This is a genomic window from Bradyrhizobium sp. JR3.5 (genome assembly GCF_054057015.1).
On the sequence record NZ_JBSRYV010000002.1, the window covers coordinates 1,029,818 to 1,048,824 of the forward strand.

At 64.4% G+C, this 19,007-nt stretch carries 11 protein-coding genes and 8 pseudogenes; 6 read left to right on the forward strand and 13 right to left on the reverse strand.

Annotated features, from left to right (window positions below; all coding sequences use genetic code 11):
• Window positions 1-1,182: 1,182 nt before the first annotated feature.
• Window positions 1,183-1,717: pseudogene (locus ACVWW1_RS21675) on the forward strand (IS66 family transposase); the annotation flags it as partial.
• A 1,463-nt stretch (window positions 1,718-3,180) separates the two neighbouring features.
• Here the strand turns inward: ACVWW1_RS21675 and ACVWW1_RS21680 are convergent.
• Window positions 3,181-3,618: pseudogene (locus ACVWW1_RS21680) on the reverse strand (IS630 family transposase); the annotation flags it as partial.
• Window positions 3,619-3,683: 65 nt separating this feature from the next.
• Here ACVWW1_RS21680 and ACVWW1_RS21685 point away from each other — a divergent pair.
• A complete protein-coding gene (locus ACVWW1_RS21685; protein WP_456657392.1) occupies window positions 3,684-4,202 on the forward strand; it encodes a GNAT family N-acetyltransferase in 519 nt (172 codons plus the stop codon).
• 16 nt (window positions 4,203-4,218) lie between these two features.
• Here ACVWW1_RS21685 and ACVWW1_RS21690 read toward each other — a convergent pair.
• From ACVWW1_RS21690 to ACVWW1_RS21735, 10 genes and pseudogenes are all read right to left on the reverse strand, one after another.
• Window positions 4,219-5,169: pseudogene (locus ACVWW1_RS21690) on the reverse strand (IS30 family transposase); the annotation flags it as partial.
• A 242-nt stretch (window positions 5,170-5,411) separates the two neighbouring features.
• Window positions 5,412-6,085 (reverse strand): annotated as a pseudogene (locus ACVWW1_RS21695) (transposase); the annotation flags it as partial.
• Window positions 6,086-6,124: 39 nt separating this feature from the next.
• Window positions 6,125-6,755, reverse strand: a pseudogene (locus tag ACVWW1_RS21700) (type 2 isopentenyl-diphosphate Delta-isomerase); the annotation flags it as partial.
• Between the two features lie 49 nt (window positions 6,756-6,804).
• Complete coding sequence (locus ACVWW1_RS21705; RefSeq protein WP_456657393.1) at window positions 6,805-7,686, reverse strand: terpene synthase family protein; 882 nt, start codon at window positions 7,684-7,686, stop codon at window positions 6,805-6,807.
• The gene (locus tag ACVWW1_RS21710; protein WP_456657394.1) at window positions 7,683-9,233 is read right to left on the reverse strand and encodes a hypothetical protein; all 1,551 of its coding nucleotides are present in this window, start codon (window positions 9,231-9,233) and stop codon (window positions 7,683-7,685) included. Before ACVWW1_RS21710 ends, ACVWW1_RS21705 begins: the two co-directional genes overlap by 4 nt.
• 305 nt (window positions 9,234-9,538) lie before the next feature.
• Complete coding sequence (locus ACVWW1_RS21715; RefSeq protein ID WP_456660643.1) at window positions 9,539-10,537, reverse strand: polyprenyl synthetase family protein; 999 nt, start codon at window positions 10,535-10,537, stop codon at window positions 9,539-9,541.
• 154 nt (window positions 10,538-10,691) lie between these two features.
• Window positions 10,692-12,035 (reverse strand): cytochrome P450, encoded by a 1,344-nt coding sequence (locus ACVWW1_RS21720; RefSeq protein ID WP_429031452.1) that lies wholly within the window; start codon window positions 12,033-12,035, stop codon window positions 10,692-10,694.
• Complete coding sequence (locus ACVWW1_RS21725; protein ID WP_456657395.1) at window positions 12,035-12,880, reverse strand: SDR family oxidoreductase; 846 nt, start codon at window positions 12,878-12,880, stop codon at window positions 12,035-12,037. Before ACVWW1_RS21725 ends, ACVWW1_RS21720 begins: the two co-directional genes overlap by 1 nt.
• Entirely contained in the window at window positions 12,867-14,465 is a 1,599-nt protein-coding gene (locus tag ACVWW1_RS21730) for a cytochrome P450 (RefSeq protein WP_456660644.1), read from the reverse strand. The genes ACVWW1_RS21725 and ACVWW1_RS21730 overlap by 14 nt, the downstream gene beginning before the upstream one ends.
• 94 nt (window positions 14,466-14,559) lie before the next feature.
• Window positions 14,560-15,762 (reverse strand): cytochrome P450, encoded by a 1,203-nt coding sequence (locus ACVWW1_RS21735; protein WP_456657396.1) that lies wholly within the window; start codon window positions 15,760-15,762, stop codon window positions 14,560-14,562.
• 327 nt (window positions 15,763-16,089) lie between these two features.
• Here ACVWW1_RS21735 and ACVWW1_RS21740 point away from each other — a divergent pair, with 327 nt between their 5' ends.
• From ACVWW1_RS21740 to ACVWW1_RS21750, 3 genes and pseudogenes are all read left to right on the forward strand, one after another.
• A complete protein-coding gene (locus ACVWW1_RS21740) occupies window positions 16,090-16,395 on the forward strand; it encodes a recombinase family protein (protein WP_456657397.1) in 306 nt (101 codons plus the stop codon).
• Window positions 16,316-16,633, forward strand: a complete 318-nt coding sequence (locus ACVWW1_RS21745; RefSeq protein WP_456657398.1) for a recombinase family protein — start codon at window positions 16,316-16,318, stop codon at window positions 16,631-16,633. Before ACVWW1_RS21740 ends, ACVWW1_RS21745 begins: the two co-directional genes overlap by 80 nt.
• Window positions 16,630-17,388, forward strand: a pseudogene (locus ACVWW1_RS21750) (DUF4158 domain-containing protein); the annotation flags it as partial. The gene ACVWW1_RS21745 and the pseudogene ACVWW1_RS21750, both read left to right, overlap by 4 nt.
• 45 nt (window positions 17,389-17,433) lie before the next feature.
• Here the strand turns inward: ACVWW1_RS21750 and ACVWW1_RS21755 are convergent.
• Window positions 17,434-17,921 (reverse strand): annotated as a pseudogene (locus ACVWW1_RS21755) (PAS domain-containing protein); the annotation flags it as partial.
• 165 nt (window positions 17,922-18,086) lie between these two features.
• Between ACVWW1_RS21755 and ACVWW1_RS21760 the strand changes: the two are divergent.
• A pseudogene (locus ACVWW1_RS21760) lies at window positions 18,087-18,698 on the forward strand (LysR family substrate-binding domain-containing protein); the annotation flags it as partial.
• 68 nt (window positions 18,699-18,766) lie between these two features.
• Here the strand turns inward: ACVWW1_RS21760 and ACVWW1_RS21765 are convergent.
• Window positions 18,767-19,003 carry a DUF2274 domain-containing protein gene (locus ACVWW1_RS21765; RefSeq protein WP_456660645.1) on the reverse strand — a complete coding sequence of 79 codons (237 nt, stop codon included), beginning with the start codon at window positions 19,001-19,003 and terminating at the stop codon, window positions 18,767-18,769.
• Window positions 19,004-19,007: the final 4 nt, after the last annotated feature.

The following is a 19,007-nucleotide window of genomic DNA, read 5'->3' on the forward strand; positions in this document are numbered from 1 at the left end:
CCCACGGTCTTATGCATTCCGGGAGGCCACGCTTGCTGCATCAAGCAAGCCGCGCTCCTCGTCGTAGACATCCATGATCCGCGACAGGTCCAAGCCCGTGCGAACCGTGTCGCGAACAAAGTGAGCCATGTGCCCGGAAGGCACCAAATCCTGGATCGACGGCGGCAGCAGCCAAACCTGATCAACGTCTCAAGGACGAAATGTCGTAAGCGGCAAAGAGACCCCGTCTGGCGGAGTGGGTGAGCGATCGGCTATCGGCTGCTGAGTTTGTGAGCCGATGTGAGCTTCTATGTCTGAGCCTAGTTCTGGAACTAGAACCTTCCATATGATCGAAGCGGTCGCCGACCGTCTCGAGGGAGCGCCGCGGCAGCTTCGCCTCATAGTCCGTCGCCATCATGCCGTCGACGCCGGGCGCGCCATCCTTGCGCGTCAGACGATAAGCCTCGAGCATCCATTCACGGTCTCACGGTCGATCAGGTGATGCAGCGCGGTCAGCACCCGCTCGGGATGTTGCCTCGCCAGATCGGCTATCCATTGTCGTTTCGTGGACAGGTTTGCGGGACTCAGGGTTCCCTCCCGTGCTTCTCGTCAATGGGTCTTAACGCGTGACGGCTCCCTTCCCTCCAGCGGGTCCCGGTGAGCCCAGTTCCCCGCCTTCCTCGGTACTACGAAGCCGCTACGACTTCCCGCCGCGCATGTCCGTCAGCTTATGTCTTCGCCTCGGGTTTCACATGCCTTGGTGTTTCGTGTTCGCGTCTGCGCTCCCGATGTTCGCCAAGTCGGTCATCAGGCCCGGAGCATTGTTCAGGCCGGTGCTCCTGTCCGGCCGATTCATGTGGACACAAACGGGATCTCTCAGGTTTCCTGGTGGCCCATCCTGTACCTTTGCCCTGCTCTGAGACCCCGGCCGAACCGGTAAGCCTGACCATAGCGGCTTTCCCAGTGCTGCCCCCGGATCCAACACGGCGAAGGCTTCAGCACGACCATGATTTCGAGGCTTGCCACAGGGCTTTGGTACCCGCTGTCTACGCTTCACGAGTGACGTTGCCGTCACCCATGCAAGACTCGCTTCCGGCTGGCGGGCTCCGCCTTTGCCGCGAGGGCGTCGAACCCTCTGGGTCACGATGAAAGGTTTCAGGTCACATTCTTCCTCCTCTTTCCAGGACTTATCCTGACGCAAGCTGGTCACACAGCAGACGCAAGTTCTACGAGCTGCATGTTGCAGGAAGCTCGAGAGTGGCAACGACGACGGTCGAGCGGATGGCAAAGCTCTGGCAGGTCGAGAAAACCGTGCGCGGTCAAAGCCCCGACGCACGCGTCGCCGCGCGCCAGCAAGCCTCCGCGGCGATCGTCGCAGATCTCTTCGACCTCTGGCAGCAGACGTTGCGGCGGATCTCCGGTAAATCAAAACTGGCCGAGGCAATCCGCTATGCCGTCTCGCGCCGACGCCGTCTTCGAACGCTTCCTCAATGACGGCCGCATTGAGCTCGACTCCAACATCGTCGAACGCGCCATCAGACCGCAAACAATTACGAGAAAGAACAGCCTCTTCGCCGGCAGCGGACGAACCTGGGCGACCATCGCGATACTGCTGCAGACAGCGAAGATGAACAACGTCGATCCGTTCGCCTGGCTTACCCTAACGCTTCAGCGCATTGCCAACGGCTGGCCGAGCAGCGAGATCGACGCGATTATGCCATGGAAACACGCAGCCTGAACGGCCTCAGCTTTCCACTTACGAAATGTCTTGCTCATCCGCCTTTGAATCGCGACGCTTGTTCCTCGTCGAGAAAACTCCGAATACTCGGACAGGCTCCTAGCCGGCGTGCCGCACGGCCTGAGGGAATCAATGCGCATCGTCTAGTTGGAAGTGGAAAATTTCCGCGGCATCAAAAGGTTGAAATCGGCACTATCCCCGGCGTAAATTGTCTCATTGGCCCAGGGGATTCGACCAAAACCACCGTGCTGGACGCGATCGAGCTGTGTCTCAATCCCAGGTCCTACATTTTTGCTGACGACCGCGATTTCTTCGATCTCGATATCAAGGCGCCAATCCGGATCACCGTGACCGCTTTCTGACCTGCCATAGCACTTCTAGGCCGAAGATCCATATGGGCTCCACCTCCCGGGATGTCTCGGCCAAACAATCATTGATGAGCCGGGAACAGACTTGGAGCAAGTGCTCTCGATCAAACTCGTCATCGATTAGACTACGGAGGCTACGCTCGTTTTCTGAGACGGTAGCAGGCGGAATTTCTCCCTGGCCACCCCGCTGCAACAAAGTGACGAATTCATTTGCATATCCGTCGCGCGCCGGGACGCGGCCTCTATCAGCGCAGCGGTCGCACTTTGAGATTGCCCTCGGGTGCGAGGAGGTATTGAATCCGCTTTGTACCACTTAGCAGGAGTGGCTGGTGGCTGGTGGCTGAAGGCGAGCGGCATCGATACCGCGACCGCCGAGCGAAGCGGACGGGGAGCGATTCGGCCGTAATGTCGCCGTCGGAGCAGATGTTCGACTTCGGCATGAGGCCGCCATCATCATTCAACATTCCGCGTTGTCGTGTTCAGCCGTGTCCGGCTGAAGACGTTAATTGTCCGGGATCAGACACTGAGCGCGAGTATTCCGTCGGTGGACCCGAAGCACATGGTTTTGACCTCTTCAAGCGAGGCTCGCAAATGGCTTTGGTGGCACGTGGATTGCTGGGACGCCGTACGGAATCCGTACGACCATGACGGCCTCGCAGTCGCCAGCCCAGGAGTCCAAATGAAACTGCTCGATTAATCGAAATCAATGCCATAGACGCTGCGCGATTGCCTGCGGTCCGGCCTAAAGCTTTGCCGCATTCCTTGCGGGTCCCGCTGTCTCAAAGGTGGACCACCATTTTCCCGAGCAGTATTCGCACCCCTCGGCGCATGAAGTCTTCCTCGGTGCCGTTTCGCAAATGCCCGAAGGACATTCGCTTGGGCCACGGCATCTGTCTTCCTCGCCGAACCATGATCATCCCGCGCGTGTAGCCGAGCGGATGGCGACGCTCGTTCTGATATACGGTGGTTGCCTCGAGTGGGAGCCGATAAACGCGCCTTTGATCGAAATGCACGGCTTCGGTATCGAGCCCGAGCTGAAGAGCGCGATGCGAAGCGAGGAACGGAGGTGCCATCGCGCCTTGCTTCACACGAAAGCTAGTGTTGTGACACTGACGCTTGTTTCGCTCGGGCGACTTTTTCGAGGATTTGGCCCGCGGATTTTGTCCAGACGAAGGGTTTGGGATCGGCATTGTGGTTCTACAGGTATTCCATGATGGTGCTTTTGCGCTCGGCCACGCTCTTGAAGGCACCGCGGCGAATGCGGTTTCGGGTGATCTCGGCAAAGAAGCGTTCGACCATGTTGAGCCAGGACGCCGAGGTCGGCGTGAAGTGCAAATGCAAGCGCGGATGCGCCTTGAGCCAGCGCTTTACGGCAGGCGTCTTATGGGCGGCATAGTTATCGACGATCAGATGGAGGTCGAGACCGCGCGGGGTCCGATAATCAATCAGCTTGAGGAAGCGCAGGAACTCACGATGCCGGTGGCGTGGCATGCAGATCCCGATCACCTTGCCGTCCAGCATGTTGAGCGCCGCGAGGCTAAAACAGACAACGACGCCACAGGCGCAGGCGTCCGACACCGGTCGAGAGGTGTTAGTCGATGTCTCAAGACGAACTGATCCTTCGTCGCTTCGAGTCCGGGGATAGCGATGGTGTATGGCATCTGCACAGAAGCGCATCGCAGGATGTTGGTGTGTGTGGGCCGGAAGGGGCCTGGGAGGATGATTTCCGCAATATCGAGGAAGTGTACATCGGGTCGGGCGGAGACTTCGTAGTTGCGCATATTGGTCCCCGACTCGCTGCCATGGGTGGGTTGAAACCTTTTGATGATGATGTCGCAGAACTTAAACGTATGCGGGTCGATCCCGTCCTTCAGCGACGAGGGCTTGGAAGGACGGTTCTTCGTGAATTGGAGTCGCGAGCTGTTGCTCTCGGTTTCAAGTGGATAATGCTTGACACGACAACGATCCAAGTAGGGGCTCAAAGACTCTATGAGACCGCTGGCTATGTTCGCCGCAGCGAAGGTATATTGCACGGATATGCAGTGATCTTTTACGAGAAGCGGCTGACTGGGCAGGATGACCCAACATGCGCAAATGAGGGTTGTGAGACCGGATAATCCAGTGGTGGATCCAACTCTGGTTCGCGACGCGGTTGATGAATTCCTCTAAGAAAACTTCGAGGGACGTTGTGAATCCGGGTCTCTTGCGTGGTCGGTCGTAGAGGCGTTGCTCGATCCATCGCAGGCGGCTCTTCGGTGATGGTGCTGAAGTCGGTGTGCCGTGGCAAGTACTGGCGTGTCAGTCCATTTGCGTTTTCGTTGCTGCCGCGTTGCCAAGCAGAGTATGGATCGGCAAAGTAGAGATCGGCCTGCAGGGCCGTGGCAATGAGCCGATGATTCGGCAAATTCTTTGCCGTTCTCTGCTGTCAGCGTATGCACCACATGGCCCAGCTTGCCCAGGCGGTGGACAATGGCGTTGCGCACGTTCTGGGCCGTGCCATCGGGCGAATGGGCAAGCAGGTGCAGACCACTGCGACGTTCGGTCATGGTGACCACCACGGCCTTGCAGTGCGAGTTGTCGATGGTGTCCAACTCCCAGTCGCCGATGCGGCTGCGTTGCTCGACCACAGCGGGGCGTTCTGTCCAATTACGTCGGTGCGTCAGCTGTCCGCGGCCATCGCGCATGCGCCGTCGACGGCGCTTACGACGGCGTTTGCGCAAGTGCGTGAACAACCACCACGCTTCTGGTCGGCGTAGATGTACTGATAGATCCATTCGTGACTGGCCAAGCCGGTGCGACCGGCGATCTGTTCCGGGCTGAGGTCCTCAGCCAACAAGACCTCGATCTGTGCAATACGCTCGGCATCAATGCCTGGCGCTGACTGGCCTGCGTGCGCCGATGCCCGCTCAAACGATGCGCTTGCTCCGGCGCATAGCCTTTATCCTGACGATGACGACGCAGTTCGCGGCTGATCGTGCTCAGTGTGCGCTCCAAGACAGCGGCGATGGCGCGTAGCGACAGACCGGTTTCGTAAAGCGCATGCAGACGGTATCGTTCGCACAGGTCCAGGCGGCTGGATGACATGGGCAACTCCACTTGGCGGTGAAGTGGCACAGGTCAGGTCGCCTGCGCCGCTTCACAACTGATGGTGTTGCAGAGTTGAATTCGCGGACGAAATACCAACCGCCACAAGTCAAGCATCTGGCGATGCACGAACGGGTGAGCGCGGAATCGTCGGAATCGATTATCAGGCAGTGGAATCGACGTGTCGCTGCCTGCAGATTGCCACGTGGGGCACTACCGGTTGCAGATTCATGCCACTTTCCTCACTGCGGATACAGCTTTCCCAACGTTCGCACGCGCACAAGGTTGTAGCCGTCATGTTCAGCACGAACATCTGGTCCACCTTCTCCAGCCCGCGCATCATCGCCCGCCGGATGCGTCCGACCGTCTTGGCCCAACCGAAGCCCTGCTCGATCAACTTGCGCTTGCGTTGAGAAACCGCGTAACCCTCGCTGGCCGCCACCGCATCGGCGACAGCCGAACGTCGACCTCAGGTGTTTTGCGCCACATGTGCAACCACCTTCGGTTCTTCCAGCGCTCGAATGAACTCGGCCGCGTCATAGCGCTTGTCCGTCCCCAGCGTCAGCACCGCCTCCGGCTCGGCCGCCTGCCGGGCATCGGCAATCATCGCCTTGGCCGCCTCGCGTTCGGCGTAGCCGTCGGCCTGCGTCACCCGCGCATTGGCGATCAGTCCATGCCGGTTGTCGCTCAGCGTGTGTTCGACGTAGCGCAGCTCGCTGGCCGTGCTGCCTTTGCGATACAGCCGCGCATCCGGATCGCTCGTGGACACGTGCGTGTGGTTGCTGCGCGATTGTCCGCGGAAGTCGCCGCTGTCCTCGTCATCGCCGTCCTTGCGCATGAAGCTCCTGTGCCCGGCCCAGGCCTGGATCAACGCGCCATCCACACTGAAATGTTCGCCCGACAATAAGCCCCGCCGCCAGATCAGCCGAGCCGGTGCAGAAGCGTCGGCGACATCGATCACCGCCACGCCCACGCTGCGCGCGGCGCGAGCGATCTGCCCCAGGACGCCGCGCCAGTCGCGGTCGCCCTCCGGCTGTACCGCTTCCTGCAGCGGATTGAGATGGACGATGAGTCCATCGGCCTCCAGCGCATCCACCGCCCGGCGCGCCAGGTCCAGGCCGTCGGCCTCGCGCAGTTGCGCGGCGCCGATATTGGCCAGCAAGGGAATGTCTGGGGCTAGCAGCGCAGCGCGCGCGTCAACCCTTGGGCGTTGCGGGATTGCAGGCTCACGCGCTGCGAACCGATGCACATGGCGATCCCCAAGGCTTGCGCTGCCTCGCTCAGATGCCGGTTGATGGCCTCGGCGCATGGCATGCCGCCGGTCATGGAGCTGATCAGCAGCGGCGCGCGCATGGTCTTGCCCAGCAGCGAGGCGCGCAGGTCGATCTGCGTCAGGTCCAACTCGGGCAATGCGCAGTGTTCGAAACGGATGTACTCTCAGCCAGGGCGACCGTGGCCGGCGCCGTTCGCCGATCCAGCACGATGTCCAGATCGTCGTCCTTGTGCCGGCTCAGAGCAGTGTCGCTTATGCTCGCTCCATCCGTCGCATCGGCCGACGGCGTTGCGTCGGATCGGACCGACGGCAGCGCGCGCACGCCGCCGCCTCCCGCGCGTTCAGGCCGGCGCACGCTGGCCTCACCCCGCAGCGTCGCTGCGGTAGCGGCTGGTCGAGGTCTGGTAGTACTGCGCGCGGATGGCCGCCATGGCCTCGATCAACGCTCCCCACGGCGCGGGAAAGCGTTCTTCCGCCATCACCCGGTGCAGCATGCGCGTATGGCCGGCCAGCTCGTCGTTGAGGAACTCCGCCACAGGCATCGCCGGATAGCGCTGCAGCAGCAGGATCGCCGCGTTGTCGGCCTCGCCGGCCGACCTGTCCTTGTCGCGTCCATGCAGATCGTTCTGCAGGCGCCCTATCGCGGAGATGAGCCGCAAGACCTGGCGAAACGTCGGACGCGCGCGCAAGGTCGCCATGTCCAGCCCCCACAGCAACGACAGGCAACAGAACACGTTCGCGTAGCCGATCGAATCGATGCCGTTGTGCAGGTACTCGGCGTAAGACCAGCGTTCCGCCCCTGCCGCCTGCGCGTGTCCGGCGCGCAGCGCCGCGCAGTAGCACCGGGTATCGTCGAGAAGCTGAGCATAGTCGCGACGATCGTAAGCGAGCGCGGCCAGCGAAGCGCGCAGCACAGCGCAGCCCTCGAATCCGGGGAGCGCGCACGGCACGCCCTGCCCCAGCGCCTGCTCCACCGCGGCGAGCTGCTCCGGCGCGATCAGGCCAAGGTCGTTGCAATCGTCGAGCCAGAACAGCAACGCCAGTTCGCGACAGAATGCCACGATCAGCGTTTCGTCCTGCGGATCGCGGCCGGTGCGGGCGCTGGTGTCGCGCAGGCTCGGGTGGATGCGCTGCAGGATGTACTGGCCGCCCCTGACCGCTTCCACGGCATGCTCGTCGGCGAACCCGGTCAGGGAACGCCCCCACTCCAGCACCTGCTGCAGCGCGAGTTCGGTCTGGATCATGGCGCCGCTCCTGCTCCCTCGGTCAGGACGCGCCGCCCCCAACGAAGCGCCAGCCACAACCCGGCGAGTTCGGCCACGCGCACGACCCGGGTGGGGCAATACAGTTCCTTGCCGATCCACAGTGGCGTCTGCGGCAATGCATGCGCCGCATGGCGGGCGAGCATCCACTCCCGCGCACGCGCCACCGCCTGCGCGACGCGCCGGCGCCCTGTCGGCTCTTCGCTCCCGTCCATCACGTGCAACGCGAACAGCGCATAGGCGGTTTCCTCGAATGTGGACGCGCGACCGGCGCCCCAGCCGCCGTCGTCGCGCTGCGCCTGCAGCAGCGCCGCCAGCGCGCGCTCGTCGCGCCACTGGGGCTTGCCTTGCGCCAGCGCAGCGACCGCATGCGCGGTGGGATACAGCCACGAAACATGCCATTTTTCGTTGTCCCATAGACCGTGCGGGTTGCGATTGGCCTCGACGTAGGCGCTGGTGCCGACGGCGGGCTTTCCCAACAGTCGCAACGCATGCAGGGCATGGATGTTGGTCGACACCGAGGCATTGCGCTCGCCGGGGAAGGTGACGAACAGCTCGCCGATTTCGAAATGGCGCAACGCATCGACCGCCGGGTCGCGGCCTGCAAGGCGCAGGACGCACAACGCAACGGCGGTGTCGTCCGCATCGGCCGCGAAGTGCAAGGCCGGGCCCAGACCGCGCCCCCCCAGGCGGGCGTCGAGCTGCGCGACGATCACGCGCACCGCCTCGGCGAGCGCGGGATGAGCGAACAGCCCGGCCAGATGCAGGGTGTACAGCGACCAGCATGGCTCGAACACATTGATCGGCCAGACGTTGGGAACGACACCTTCGATGCCGCTGCGCGTCGCCCGCGATGCCGCCTGCAAATACGCGTCGGCGCGCCCGACCTGCGGCGTGCTCCCCTGTGTCGCGGCGTGCGCACGCCACGCGGCGGTGGCCGCCGGACTGATGCCGATGCTGCCGTCGTCATCCGGGCATGCGGTGGTCGGCGACGTCCCCCAGGCTTCCCAGGAGTGCAGCAACGGATGGCCGCTCGGCAACGTCACCACCGCCCCCAGCTTGACCAGGCACGCTTGCCGCAACGGCAACAGCGCCGGGTGGCGCGGAAACGCCGCGTCGCCCAGCAAGGATGCGGCCTCGCCGCAAAACTGCGGCAGGATCAGCTCCGCGCCGATCGGCGCGTCTTCCGGCACCGCATGCGCGTACGGATCGGGCTGGCGCTCGAGGAACCGGGTTGCTGCGTGGACTGCGTCGGCAGCGCCGGGAAGAGGATCGGCACGCTGCAATGCCAGCAACGCCGCCCACGTGGGTGCATGGCGGAACAGCGGGAAGTCCGCGCTTCCCCATCCGCCATCCGCCTGTTGCTGCGCGATCAGCCACGCGTACGCGTCCTGCCGACCGGTGACGTTGCCGTGGAACTGCAGAGTTCGCGCCGTGTCGTAGACGGACGGACCGACGCTGCCGCCATCGCTCATCTCGCTCAGCAGGTGACGCAATTCGGAAAGGATATGTTCGGACAGCGCCTTCACGCGGGATGTTCCTTCTGCAGACGGTTGACGAGAACCAGGATCGGGCAGACGCCGCGCATGTCGCCGCAGGCCCGTCGCCGCCCAGCGCATGGGCAGCGCCGGACGGCCGCCCTGCGCCGGCGCGGCGACGCGCCCGATGCTGGCGCCGGTCCGCCGCATAGGCTTGCGCGCAGCGCGCCGCGTGCGCCGCGGCCGTGCTGGCAACCGCTGCGATCGGCGCCGCGGACCCGGACACAGTGCAGCATGCACCGCTGCCGCCGGCCGATCGCAGCGGCACAGGGGCGACTCCATGCGGACGGGCGCGCTCATGCGCATGGCGCGTGCTTGAACAGATACGCGTTGGCCCGCTGCAGCATCTGCGCCAACCGTTCCGCACGCGGCCCCAGCGGGGCGATGGCCTCCCCGGCGTCGCGCAACAGATCCAGCGCGAACTGGCGCGCTGCCTGCAGCCCCATGATCGACGCGCAGGTCGGCTTCTGCGCCGCCGCGTCCTTGCCGGGGGTCTTGCCCAGCGTCGCGGTATCCGCTGTCACGTCGAGAATGTCATCGACCACCTGCAACGCCAGGCCGAAACAGGCGCTGTAGCGATCGAGCGCACAGTACAGCGCAGCGTGCGCGGCATCCTCCGCGATGGTGCATAGCGCGCCCATGCGAACGGACGCGCGCACTAGCGCTCCGCTCTTCATCCGGTGCATCGCCACGATCCTGTCCAGCTCGACGTGCTTTCCAACCAGCGACAGATCCATGGCCTGCCCGCCTGCGGCACCCTCGGCGGACACCGCCTGCGCCAGTTCGCGCACGAGCGCGATACGGTTGTCGCCCGGCGCATCCAGGTTCGCCAGGGTCAGGAAGGCGTGCGCCTGCAGCGCATCGCCGACCAGGATCGCAGTGGCTTCGCCGAACTTGACGTGCACGGTCGGAAGGCCGCGGCGAAGCACGTCGTCGTCCATCGCGGGCAGGTCATCGTGGACCAGGGTACAGGCGTGCATCATCTCAATGGCGGCGCCGACGTCGTCGAGCATGTGCGCCGGCGTGTCGGCTAGTGCGCCGGCAGCCAGACAGAGCAAGGCGCGGGTGCGCTTCCCGCCATGCAAGGTGGCGTAGCGCATCGCCGCCATCAGCTCGGTCTCACCATCGTCTTCGGCGCAGAGAAGACGCGCCAGCGCCTGTTCGACCCGCTTTGCGCCGTCCTGCATCCAGATCTCCGGCAGCAGCCTGCCGGATGCGTCGCGCGCCTGCGCGCCCAATCCGCCGAGCGCGGAAACGCCACTTCGGTCGTCGTGTAGCGTGGAACCGGTCTGCATGTTGTTCATGTCCTTGTACCTGACAGGAGACGGCCACGGCGAGCGGCGAGCCGCCGCGGTGTTGCCGGCGTCGCACCGAGCGCGCGCGCCGAGTGCAGCAATGCCGCGCGTCGCCGGCGCCGCTGCCTCGCCACACGGGGCGTGCGATGCCAGCTCATGAGAATCCGATGCGGATTGTCATGGACGGATGTGCGGTCGGGTAATAGCGCCGGCCTTTTTCGACGCCGCTCAGCAACCGCGGCCGAACCCCGGCCTTGTGCATGGTCAGCGCCAAGGCGATGCAGAACTGCACCAGTTCCAGCCATACCAGGTGGTAGCCGATGCAGACGTGTGGGCCGGTACCGAACTGCAGCATGTCCACCGGCCGGATCGGCTCCGTGCGTTGCAGCCACCGCGCCAGGCGGAACTGATCAGGCGCCTCGTGCAGCAGCGCCGAGGTCGAGAAATGCAGCAGCGGGATGCACAGATCGGTGCCCGCGGGAATGCGCCGTTGGCCGAGTTGCAATTCCTGCAGCGCGCGACGCGGCAGGAGCGTGGTCGGCGGATGCACGCGCAGCGTCTCGCGGAACAGCGCCTCGGCGATCGGACACTGCGCCAGGTCCGCGTGCCGGGTCGGCACCGCGCCCACGCGTTGCGCCTCCTCGACCAGGGCGTCCCACAGCACAGGCTGCCGCGCCAGCTCGATCACCATCCAGGCCATCGTCGAGGCGGTGGTGTCGTGACCGCCAAGCAGCAGCAAGCGGATATTGGCGACCAGGACATCATCGGAGAGCGCATCGTCGCTGCGATCGAAGGCGCTCACCATGTCGTTGATCAACCCGGTGCGCGCGGCATGCGCGCGCGCGTCGCGGACGAACTGGCGCAACTGCGCGTCGATCCAGTCGCGGGCGGCGCGGCCGCGCCGCAAGGGCAGTCCGGGCAGCTCGACCGGGGGCGCGACGATCAACTGCAGCAGTTGCCGGTACTTGCGATGCCATCCCGGCAGGTCCTGCGCGGGGATTCCCATGAAGCTGAAGATGAGCTTGAGCATCAGGTCGCCGGTTTCGCGCAGGATGGTTACGTCGCCGCGGTCGCGCCACGCCTGCACCCGCGCCCGGATGACGGGAGCGAACAGGTCGCCGATGCCTGCCTGGGTCAGCCCCTTGGGCAGGAACGCCGCCTTGATCGCATCGCGCGCCTGCCGGTGCGCGCCGCCGTCCTGGGCGACCAACGTTCCGCCAAGCAATTCGGGCGCGATCTCTTCGATCAGCGCCGAGGACACGTCCTTGTGCCGGAGCAGTGCGAACGCATCCGGATCCACGCAGGTCATCAGGTGTCCGGCAGGGCCGAAATCCAGCCAGAAGTGGCTGCCCAGCGTTCGTTCCGCGCGCCGCAGCAGGCGCGGCAGGTTGCAGACGATGGCGGGGAGATGCCCGACCAGGGGGAAAGCGCCGGGCACGATCGGGATGTCGCACCGCAGCCGGTGCCGACGCTCCAGCGGGTTGAGCAGCATGTCCATCAGCAGCGCCGCGCCGCGGCCGCTTCGGCAGTGTCGCCGGCACGCCGCGCGGCGCGGCTGTTGCCACCGTCGGCGTACGTCGGCACATGCGCCAGCATGCCGCCGTCGATGCACACGACCTGGCCGGTGATGAACGCAGCATCGTCGGAGAGCAGGAACGCCGCCAGCGCGGCCACGTCCTCGGGGCGCCCGACGCGCGGCAGGAGCTGGTGCCGGCGCAGATGCCGTTGCATGCACTCGTCCAGCTTGGCGAGGAGCCGCTCGGTCATGATGAGACCCGGCGCAACCGCGTTGCAGCGGATCCGCGCATGACCGTACTGGGTGGCGAGCGAGGCCGACAGCATGTTCATCGCCGCCTTCGACGCGGCGTAGGATGTCTGCGCGGTGTCACCGCTGAGCCCCTGGCACGACGACATGTTGACGATCGCGCCACCGCCGCGGGCGATCATCCGTGGGATGGCCTGCCGGCAGCAGAGCAGCGTGCCGCGCAGATTGGTCGCCATGGTCTGATCCCAGACCGCCAGGTCCAGGTCGAGGATCGCGCGGTCGCGCGGGGTCAGATGCATGGCGCTCGCGTTGTTCACCAGCAGGTCGACCCCACCGAAGTGCCGCTCCGCCGTCTCGAACAGCGCTGCCACTTCCTGCGCATCGGCGATGTCCATGGACAGGGCCAGCGCGTGGCCCGCTTCGGCCGCGATCAGCGCGGTGCAGGCGATGGCCGCCGAGCCATCAATGTCGGCCACCACCACTCTGCCGCCCTCGCGCGCGATGGCGAGGGCGCATGCCTTGCCGATGCCGGCGCCGGCGCCGGTCACCACGGCCACCTTGCCTTCAAACCGTCCCATCGTGTCCTCCTGGATTGCGTTGGTCTTTCGCGGCATGCCGCTCGGCCTCCGCCGGAGAAGGCGCAGGGTCGGCGCTGGCACGCTCGTCATCGCCACCGTCGCTTTCGATGATCCGAATGGCGGCGACCGGACACTGGCTGGCCGCGAGCCGCACGGCGGCGTGCAGCGCCGGCGGGACCGTCGCCACGCACACTTCGGCCACGCCGTCCGGTTCGCGCTGGCGAAAGGTGCCCGGCAGCGTCAACACGCATTGCCCGGTGGTTCCGCACAGATCCTGGTCGACCACGACGCGCATCTCAGCCCCCTGCGCATGCAGCCGCACCGGCAGCGCGCGGAACGTCCTAAGGAACGCGGAGGGCTCCCGGGTCGGCTGCTCGGCCAATGCCAGGGTGGGGAAGCGCGCCTGGATCCGCGGCAGGCTCTCGGCCAACTGCACCCGGGCCAGTTGCGCACCGAGGCAGAAGTGGATGCCGTGGCCGAAGCTCAGCATGATCTTCCCGTCGGTCGACATGCCAGGACTGGTGCCGTAGAACCGCGCGGGATCGAAGCGGTCGGGATCGGCGAAGGCGTCGGGGTCGCGATTGCCGGCCGCGATCAGCACGCGCACGTCCGCGTTCTTCGGGATCACCACACCGCCCAGTTCGATGTCGCGCTGGGCGATACGCGGAATGGAGCTGAACATGGCGGGCGCGTCGCAACGCAGGACTTCTTCGACGAATGCCTTCACCCCCACGGCGTCTCCCTGCAGCCAGTGCCGCCGTTCGGGATACGCCAGCATCGCCAGGACCGCATGGTCGATGGTCGCAGCAGTGGTGGCGAAGCCGCCCAGCAGCATGCCCCACAGCATGCTGATCAACTCCGCATCCGACAGCGTGTCGGCATCGTCCTCGTGTGCGCCGACCAGCATCGACACGATGTCGTGGCGGGGATCGGTGCGCTTGCGCTGTATGAGGTCGCCGAAGTAGGCCTGCACCCTGGCGCTGGCCGCGTCCGCCGCGGCGAGTTGGGGATCGCTGGCGTGCGGGCTCAGGCCTTCCAGAATGGCGCCGGTGCCTGCGGCGAGCCCGAACATGTCGTCCTGGGGCATGCCGAACAGTTCGGCGAAGACCAGCATGGGCAAGGCCAGCGCGAATTCCCGATGCAGGTCCACCGTCTCCCCGCGCTCCAGCGCGGGCGCCATGCCGTCCAGGCGCGCTGCGACGATGCGCGCGATGCTCGGCCGCAGGTTGTCGATCTGGCGCATGGTGAAATCGCGCGAGATCAGCCGGCGCAGACGCGTATGCGTCGGTGGTTCCTTCATCGCTAGCGTGGACGCCAGCAGATTGAGCGACAGGCTGGTCTCCGCACGCGGGAAATAGCGCGCCAGTTCGCCCGGCGCCGGTCCTCGAAACGCATCGCCCGTGGCCTTGAGCGCCCAGTAGATGTCGGCGTGGCGGCTCAACAGAAAGAGGCCCGACGCCGCGCGATGCACCGGATCGTGCTCGCGCAACCACCGCATGAACGGATACGGGTCGTGGATGCACGCTGGCGACGCCAGTTCGGCGAAGGCGTCCCGGCATGCTGCCGTGGTTTCTTGCACGTCCATCTTGGTTAACTGTTGGCTGGCTGGTTTGACCGGCGCGCGCCAGGCGCGCCGGCAAATTGCGGAGAAGATCACGATTCCCGGCGGCGTCCGCGCATCACCAGAGCACCGGGAACTCCTCGAACCCGCCAGTGATGATCTCCTTGCGCAACTTCAGTTCTTCGGGCGCCACGGCCAGGCGCAGCGCGGGAAAGCGCTGGAAGATCGAACCGAACACCACCTTGAGCTCCAGCCTGGTCAGCGCCACGCCGATGCAGTAGTGCGGTCCGTAGGAGAACGCCAGGTGCGGATTTTCGTCGCGTCCGATGTCGAAGCTTTCCGGGTCGTCGAAATGGCGCGGATCGAACGACGTCGCCGGCAGGCCGACCAGCACCTTGCTCTCCGCGGGAATATGCACGCCCGCGATGGTCACGTCGGTCCTCGGATAGCGCATGATGCCGTCCCAGCCCGCGCCCGGCGGGTACATGCGCAGGGTTTCCTCCACCGCCTTGTCCACCAGGGACGGATCGCCGACCAGGCGTTCGCGCTGTTGCGGATGGCGGAACATGGCCAGCAGGCCGAATTCGATCTGCGCGACGGTGCTCTCGTGCCCCGCCACCAACATGCCCGCCGCCAGGCCGATCGCCTCTTCCTCGGTCGCGTTGCCCTGGTCGACCGCCGCGAGCAGATCCGCCAGCAGGTTGTCGCCCGGATCCTGGCGCTTGTCCCACATCTTGCCGCGAATGTAGGCGCGCAGTTCTTCCCAGGCCAGGCGCGACGCGCTGCGCGGGCCGCTTTCATGCTGGTGCGTCATCACCTCGTCGGACAGCGCGGCGAAAAATGCGTGATCCTCGTAGAGCACGCCCATCAGCGCGCTGATGACCATGGCCGGAAGCGGAAAGGAGAGGTGGCGCCGCAGGTCGGCGGGCTGGGGCTGGGCCGCCAGCGTCTCGAACAACTGCGCGGCGATCGCCTCGACCTGCTGCGCGAGCAGCTTCACCCTGCGGTCGCTGAAGGCCGGCGCCACGATCGTGCGTAACCGGGCATGCTCGCCCCCCTCGTGCGAGACCAGCCACCCCGGCGAACCGAGAATCACCGAATCCGGGGTGAATGCCGCCGGCGGCATTCCCGCGGGCCGGAACGCCGCGTCGGACAGCACCGCCTTGGCCTCGTCGTAGCCTGTCACCCACCAGCCTTCGTGCCCGGACGGGAAGCGCACGCGGTGGATCGGACCGTTGGCGCGTAGCGCCAACATCTCGGGCGAGGGCTCGATGTGATCGACGCGCCACATCGGCAGCGTCGGCAAGGGTTGTTCGGACATGGTGGCACTTCACTCTCTAAGCGATGGAAGGGCGGAAGGTGACCGGCAGGCACTGCGGGCAGCGGCTTCACGTGCGCTTGCGTTCACTTCTGTTCGTCGATGATGACCGGCAGGGAAGGCGGCCGGACCCTAGAGCCTCAAGTTGGCTTTAGCCAACTACCGAATCTTGTAGTAGCCCCTAAGCTAAACGCCTCTGGTGGCACGAAAAATATGCAGAAAACTCTGTCGCCACGCGCTGCCATACGGAAACCTATTTCCGATGGGTATCCGCCTATGTCGGTTGACTACGTGCGCATGTCGTCGGACTCCGAGCGCCGGAGCACGGACTTGCAGCGCGATGCGCTGCTCGCCGCCGGCGTTGATCCGCGTCACCTGTTCGAGGATCATGCCTCGGGCGCGAAGGATGACCGCACCGGCTTGGCGCGGGCGCTCGAATTGGTCCGGCCCGGCGACGTGCTGGTCGTGTGGAAACTCGACCGGCTCGGCCGCTCGCTGTCGCACCGGCTCGTCATCGTGGCCTCGCTGAAGGACAATCGTGTGGGCGTTCCGCTCGTTGACCGAAAACCTGGACACCACGACGCCCTCGGGCGAATTCCTGTTCCAGGTGCTGTTCGGCGCGCTCGCGCAGTATGAGCGCGCTTTGATCCAGGAGCGTGTCGTCGCCGGCCTGGCCGCCGCACGCAAACGCGGCCGGATCGGCGGCCGGCCGCAGGCGATCACCGGCGAGAAGCTGGACGCCATCATCGCCGCGCTGGACGGCGGCATGTCCAAAGCGGCGGTATGTCGCAACTTCTGCGTCAAGCGAACCACGCTGATCGAGAGCCTGACACGGGTCGGTTGGATGGGCTCCCGCGGAGCGTCATCGCGATGACGACCAAGAGCGAACGCTTGACCGTCCTATCGGACGCCGAGCAGGAAGCCTGTACGGCCTGCCGGATTTCGACGACACCCCAGCGGCTGGAATACCTGGCCTTGACCGAAACCGAACTGGCGCTTGCCAGCAGCCGTCCCAGCCTCACCGCTCGGGTTTATTGCATCTTGCAGACCGGCTACTTCAAAAGCCAAGCATACCTTCTTTCGCTTTGACTGGAACGAGGTCGAGGAGGATTGCGCCTTCGTGCTCAGTCGCTATTTCCACGGCGATGCGTTCGAGCGCAAGCTGATCACCAAGCACGAACACTACACCCAGCGCGAGCGAATCGCTGCGCTGTTCTGCTACCGGCCGTGGGCGGCCGACTTCCTGCCGCAGCTCGCGCAGCAAGCTGCGCAAATCGTTCGGCGCGACGTGACGCAAGGATTCGTCGCCACCGAGTTGATTGGCTGGCTCAATGAGCACAAAACCATCCGATGTCGCGGAGCAGGTGCGCCGTCAGCAAGACACGCCACAGGTCGGTCGCCTGCTGTCACTTTACATCGACGACAGCGTGCCCGACCCCACGCCGTTCGGCGATGTATGCCAGCGCCTACAAGATCATGCCCCGCGATACGCTGCAAGCCACGGCACTGCGCATGAGCGTGAAGCCGGTGAGAAAACTGGCTTTGCATTGGCAGGCGGTGGACGGCCTGGCCGAGCGTATCCGTCGGCATCTTCGACCATTGTACGTCGCGCTCGATCCCGCCGGCACCGAGGATCGGGTTGTAGGACGCCAGGAACCAGATCTCTCTGCCGTCCCTTCCGATACGCTTGTATTCGCTCGACTGAAATTCCCCTCGGCTTAACCTGCTCCAGAATTCACGATAGCCGTCGCTGTCGCGTTCGCCCGGTGCAACGAACATACTGTCGTGCTTGCCTTGAATTTTCCGAGAGAGAATAACCTACCATCCTGAGAAAGTTCTCATTCGCATCGAGGATGGTGCAGTTCACACCGAACGCAATGACGGCCTGCGATCGCCCTATTGCAACAAGCTGTCCTTCATTCTCCATGTCCATGATTTTTCGGGCCGTTACATCGGTAGCGAATTTGATGACCTTTAACGGACTTGCCTCGGACATCGAGCACCGGATTGTACGACGCCTGGATCCAGACTTCTTTCCCGCCCTTTCCGACCCGCTTGTACTCGGCAGCCTGGAATTTTCGCCGATTGAGCTTTGCCCGGAATTCGCCATAGGCAACGCTCTCCCGCTCGCCGATCTCGATCTCGACGAACATACTGTGGTGCGCCGCCGCTCCTCGCCCTCCGTCAAGCGGCGGAATTGCTGAGAACCCAACAATCGGGTCTCAGCCGAAGAATCAGCGAGATCGAATATCACCTGGGGAATTGCGATTTTTGAGCGCTTCAGGGGTGGTGTGCGCCCGACGCAGGCAGGCCGCAGTGCTCTTCGCGTGGCAAGGACAATTCTTGCGGAGTTCGATGCTCTCATCGCGACCGCGAGGGCCGTTCGGAACAGCGAGGCTGGCCGGCTGAGTGTCGGGCTCTGCACCCCACTTTCCATTGGCAACCTGCAGACGTCCTTGCTGGATTTCAAGCAACAATTCCCTCAAATCGAGCTTGTGACGATCGAGAAATCACGAACACGCCTGGCGACGGCACTTCGCAACGGCGTTCTCGATATCCTGATCGTCACAGGGAACCTGCCGTTACTCGACAACAGAGTGATGCCGCTGTGGAGCGAACGTGTTCTGGTCGCCTTACCCCATGATCATCCCCTCACTGCGCGCGACACAGTCTATTGGACTGACCTGCGCGGCGAGACGGTCCTTCTGAGCCATTACGATCCGGGAAAGGAGTTTGAAGATCTTCTGATTTCCAAGCTCGTGTCGCCTGAGGACCATCCTAAACTCGAGCGCCACGACGTCAGCCGCGGTATCATCAAGAGCCTGATCAGGATGAACACAGGAATCAGCCTGGTGCTGGAATCCGACATGGGCATCAACTATGCAGGTCTCGTCTACCGCGAATTGCGCGACGGAGCCGGTCCGAGCCGATTCGACTTTTCGGCATACTGGCGAGACGACAACGAAAACCCTGTCCTGGCTGGCTTCCCGAAGTTGCTCTCAGAGCGCTATCCCTCATCTCCGCTCGGACGCGCCCGTCGAGCCTTCCGGAAATTTCTATCCGCTGCCATGAACCGCGCCAACATGGGAGCGATAAGCTTGGCCGGCTCCCCGATCGGCTGTCCGCTCTCTTGTGCAAGGATTTCAGCATATGCCACGAGATCCCTGTGCACGCTCGCCGGGAGTTCATGCGTAATCTTGATCGGCTTATCGTCTTCGATCGCTCCAAGTTTAAGCTTTGCCATCGTA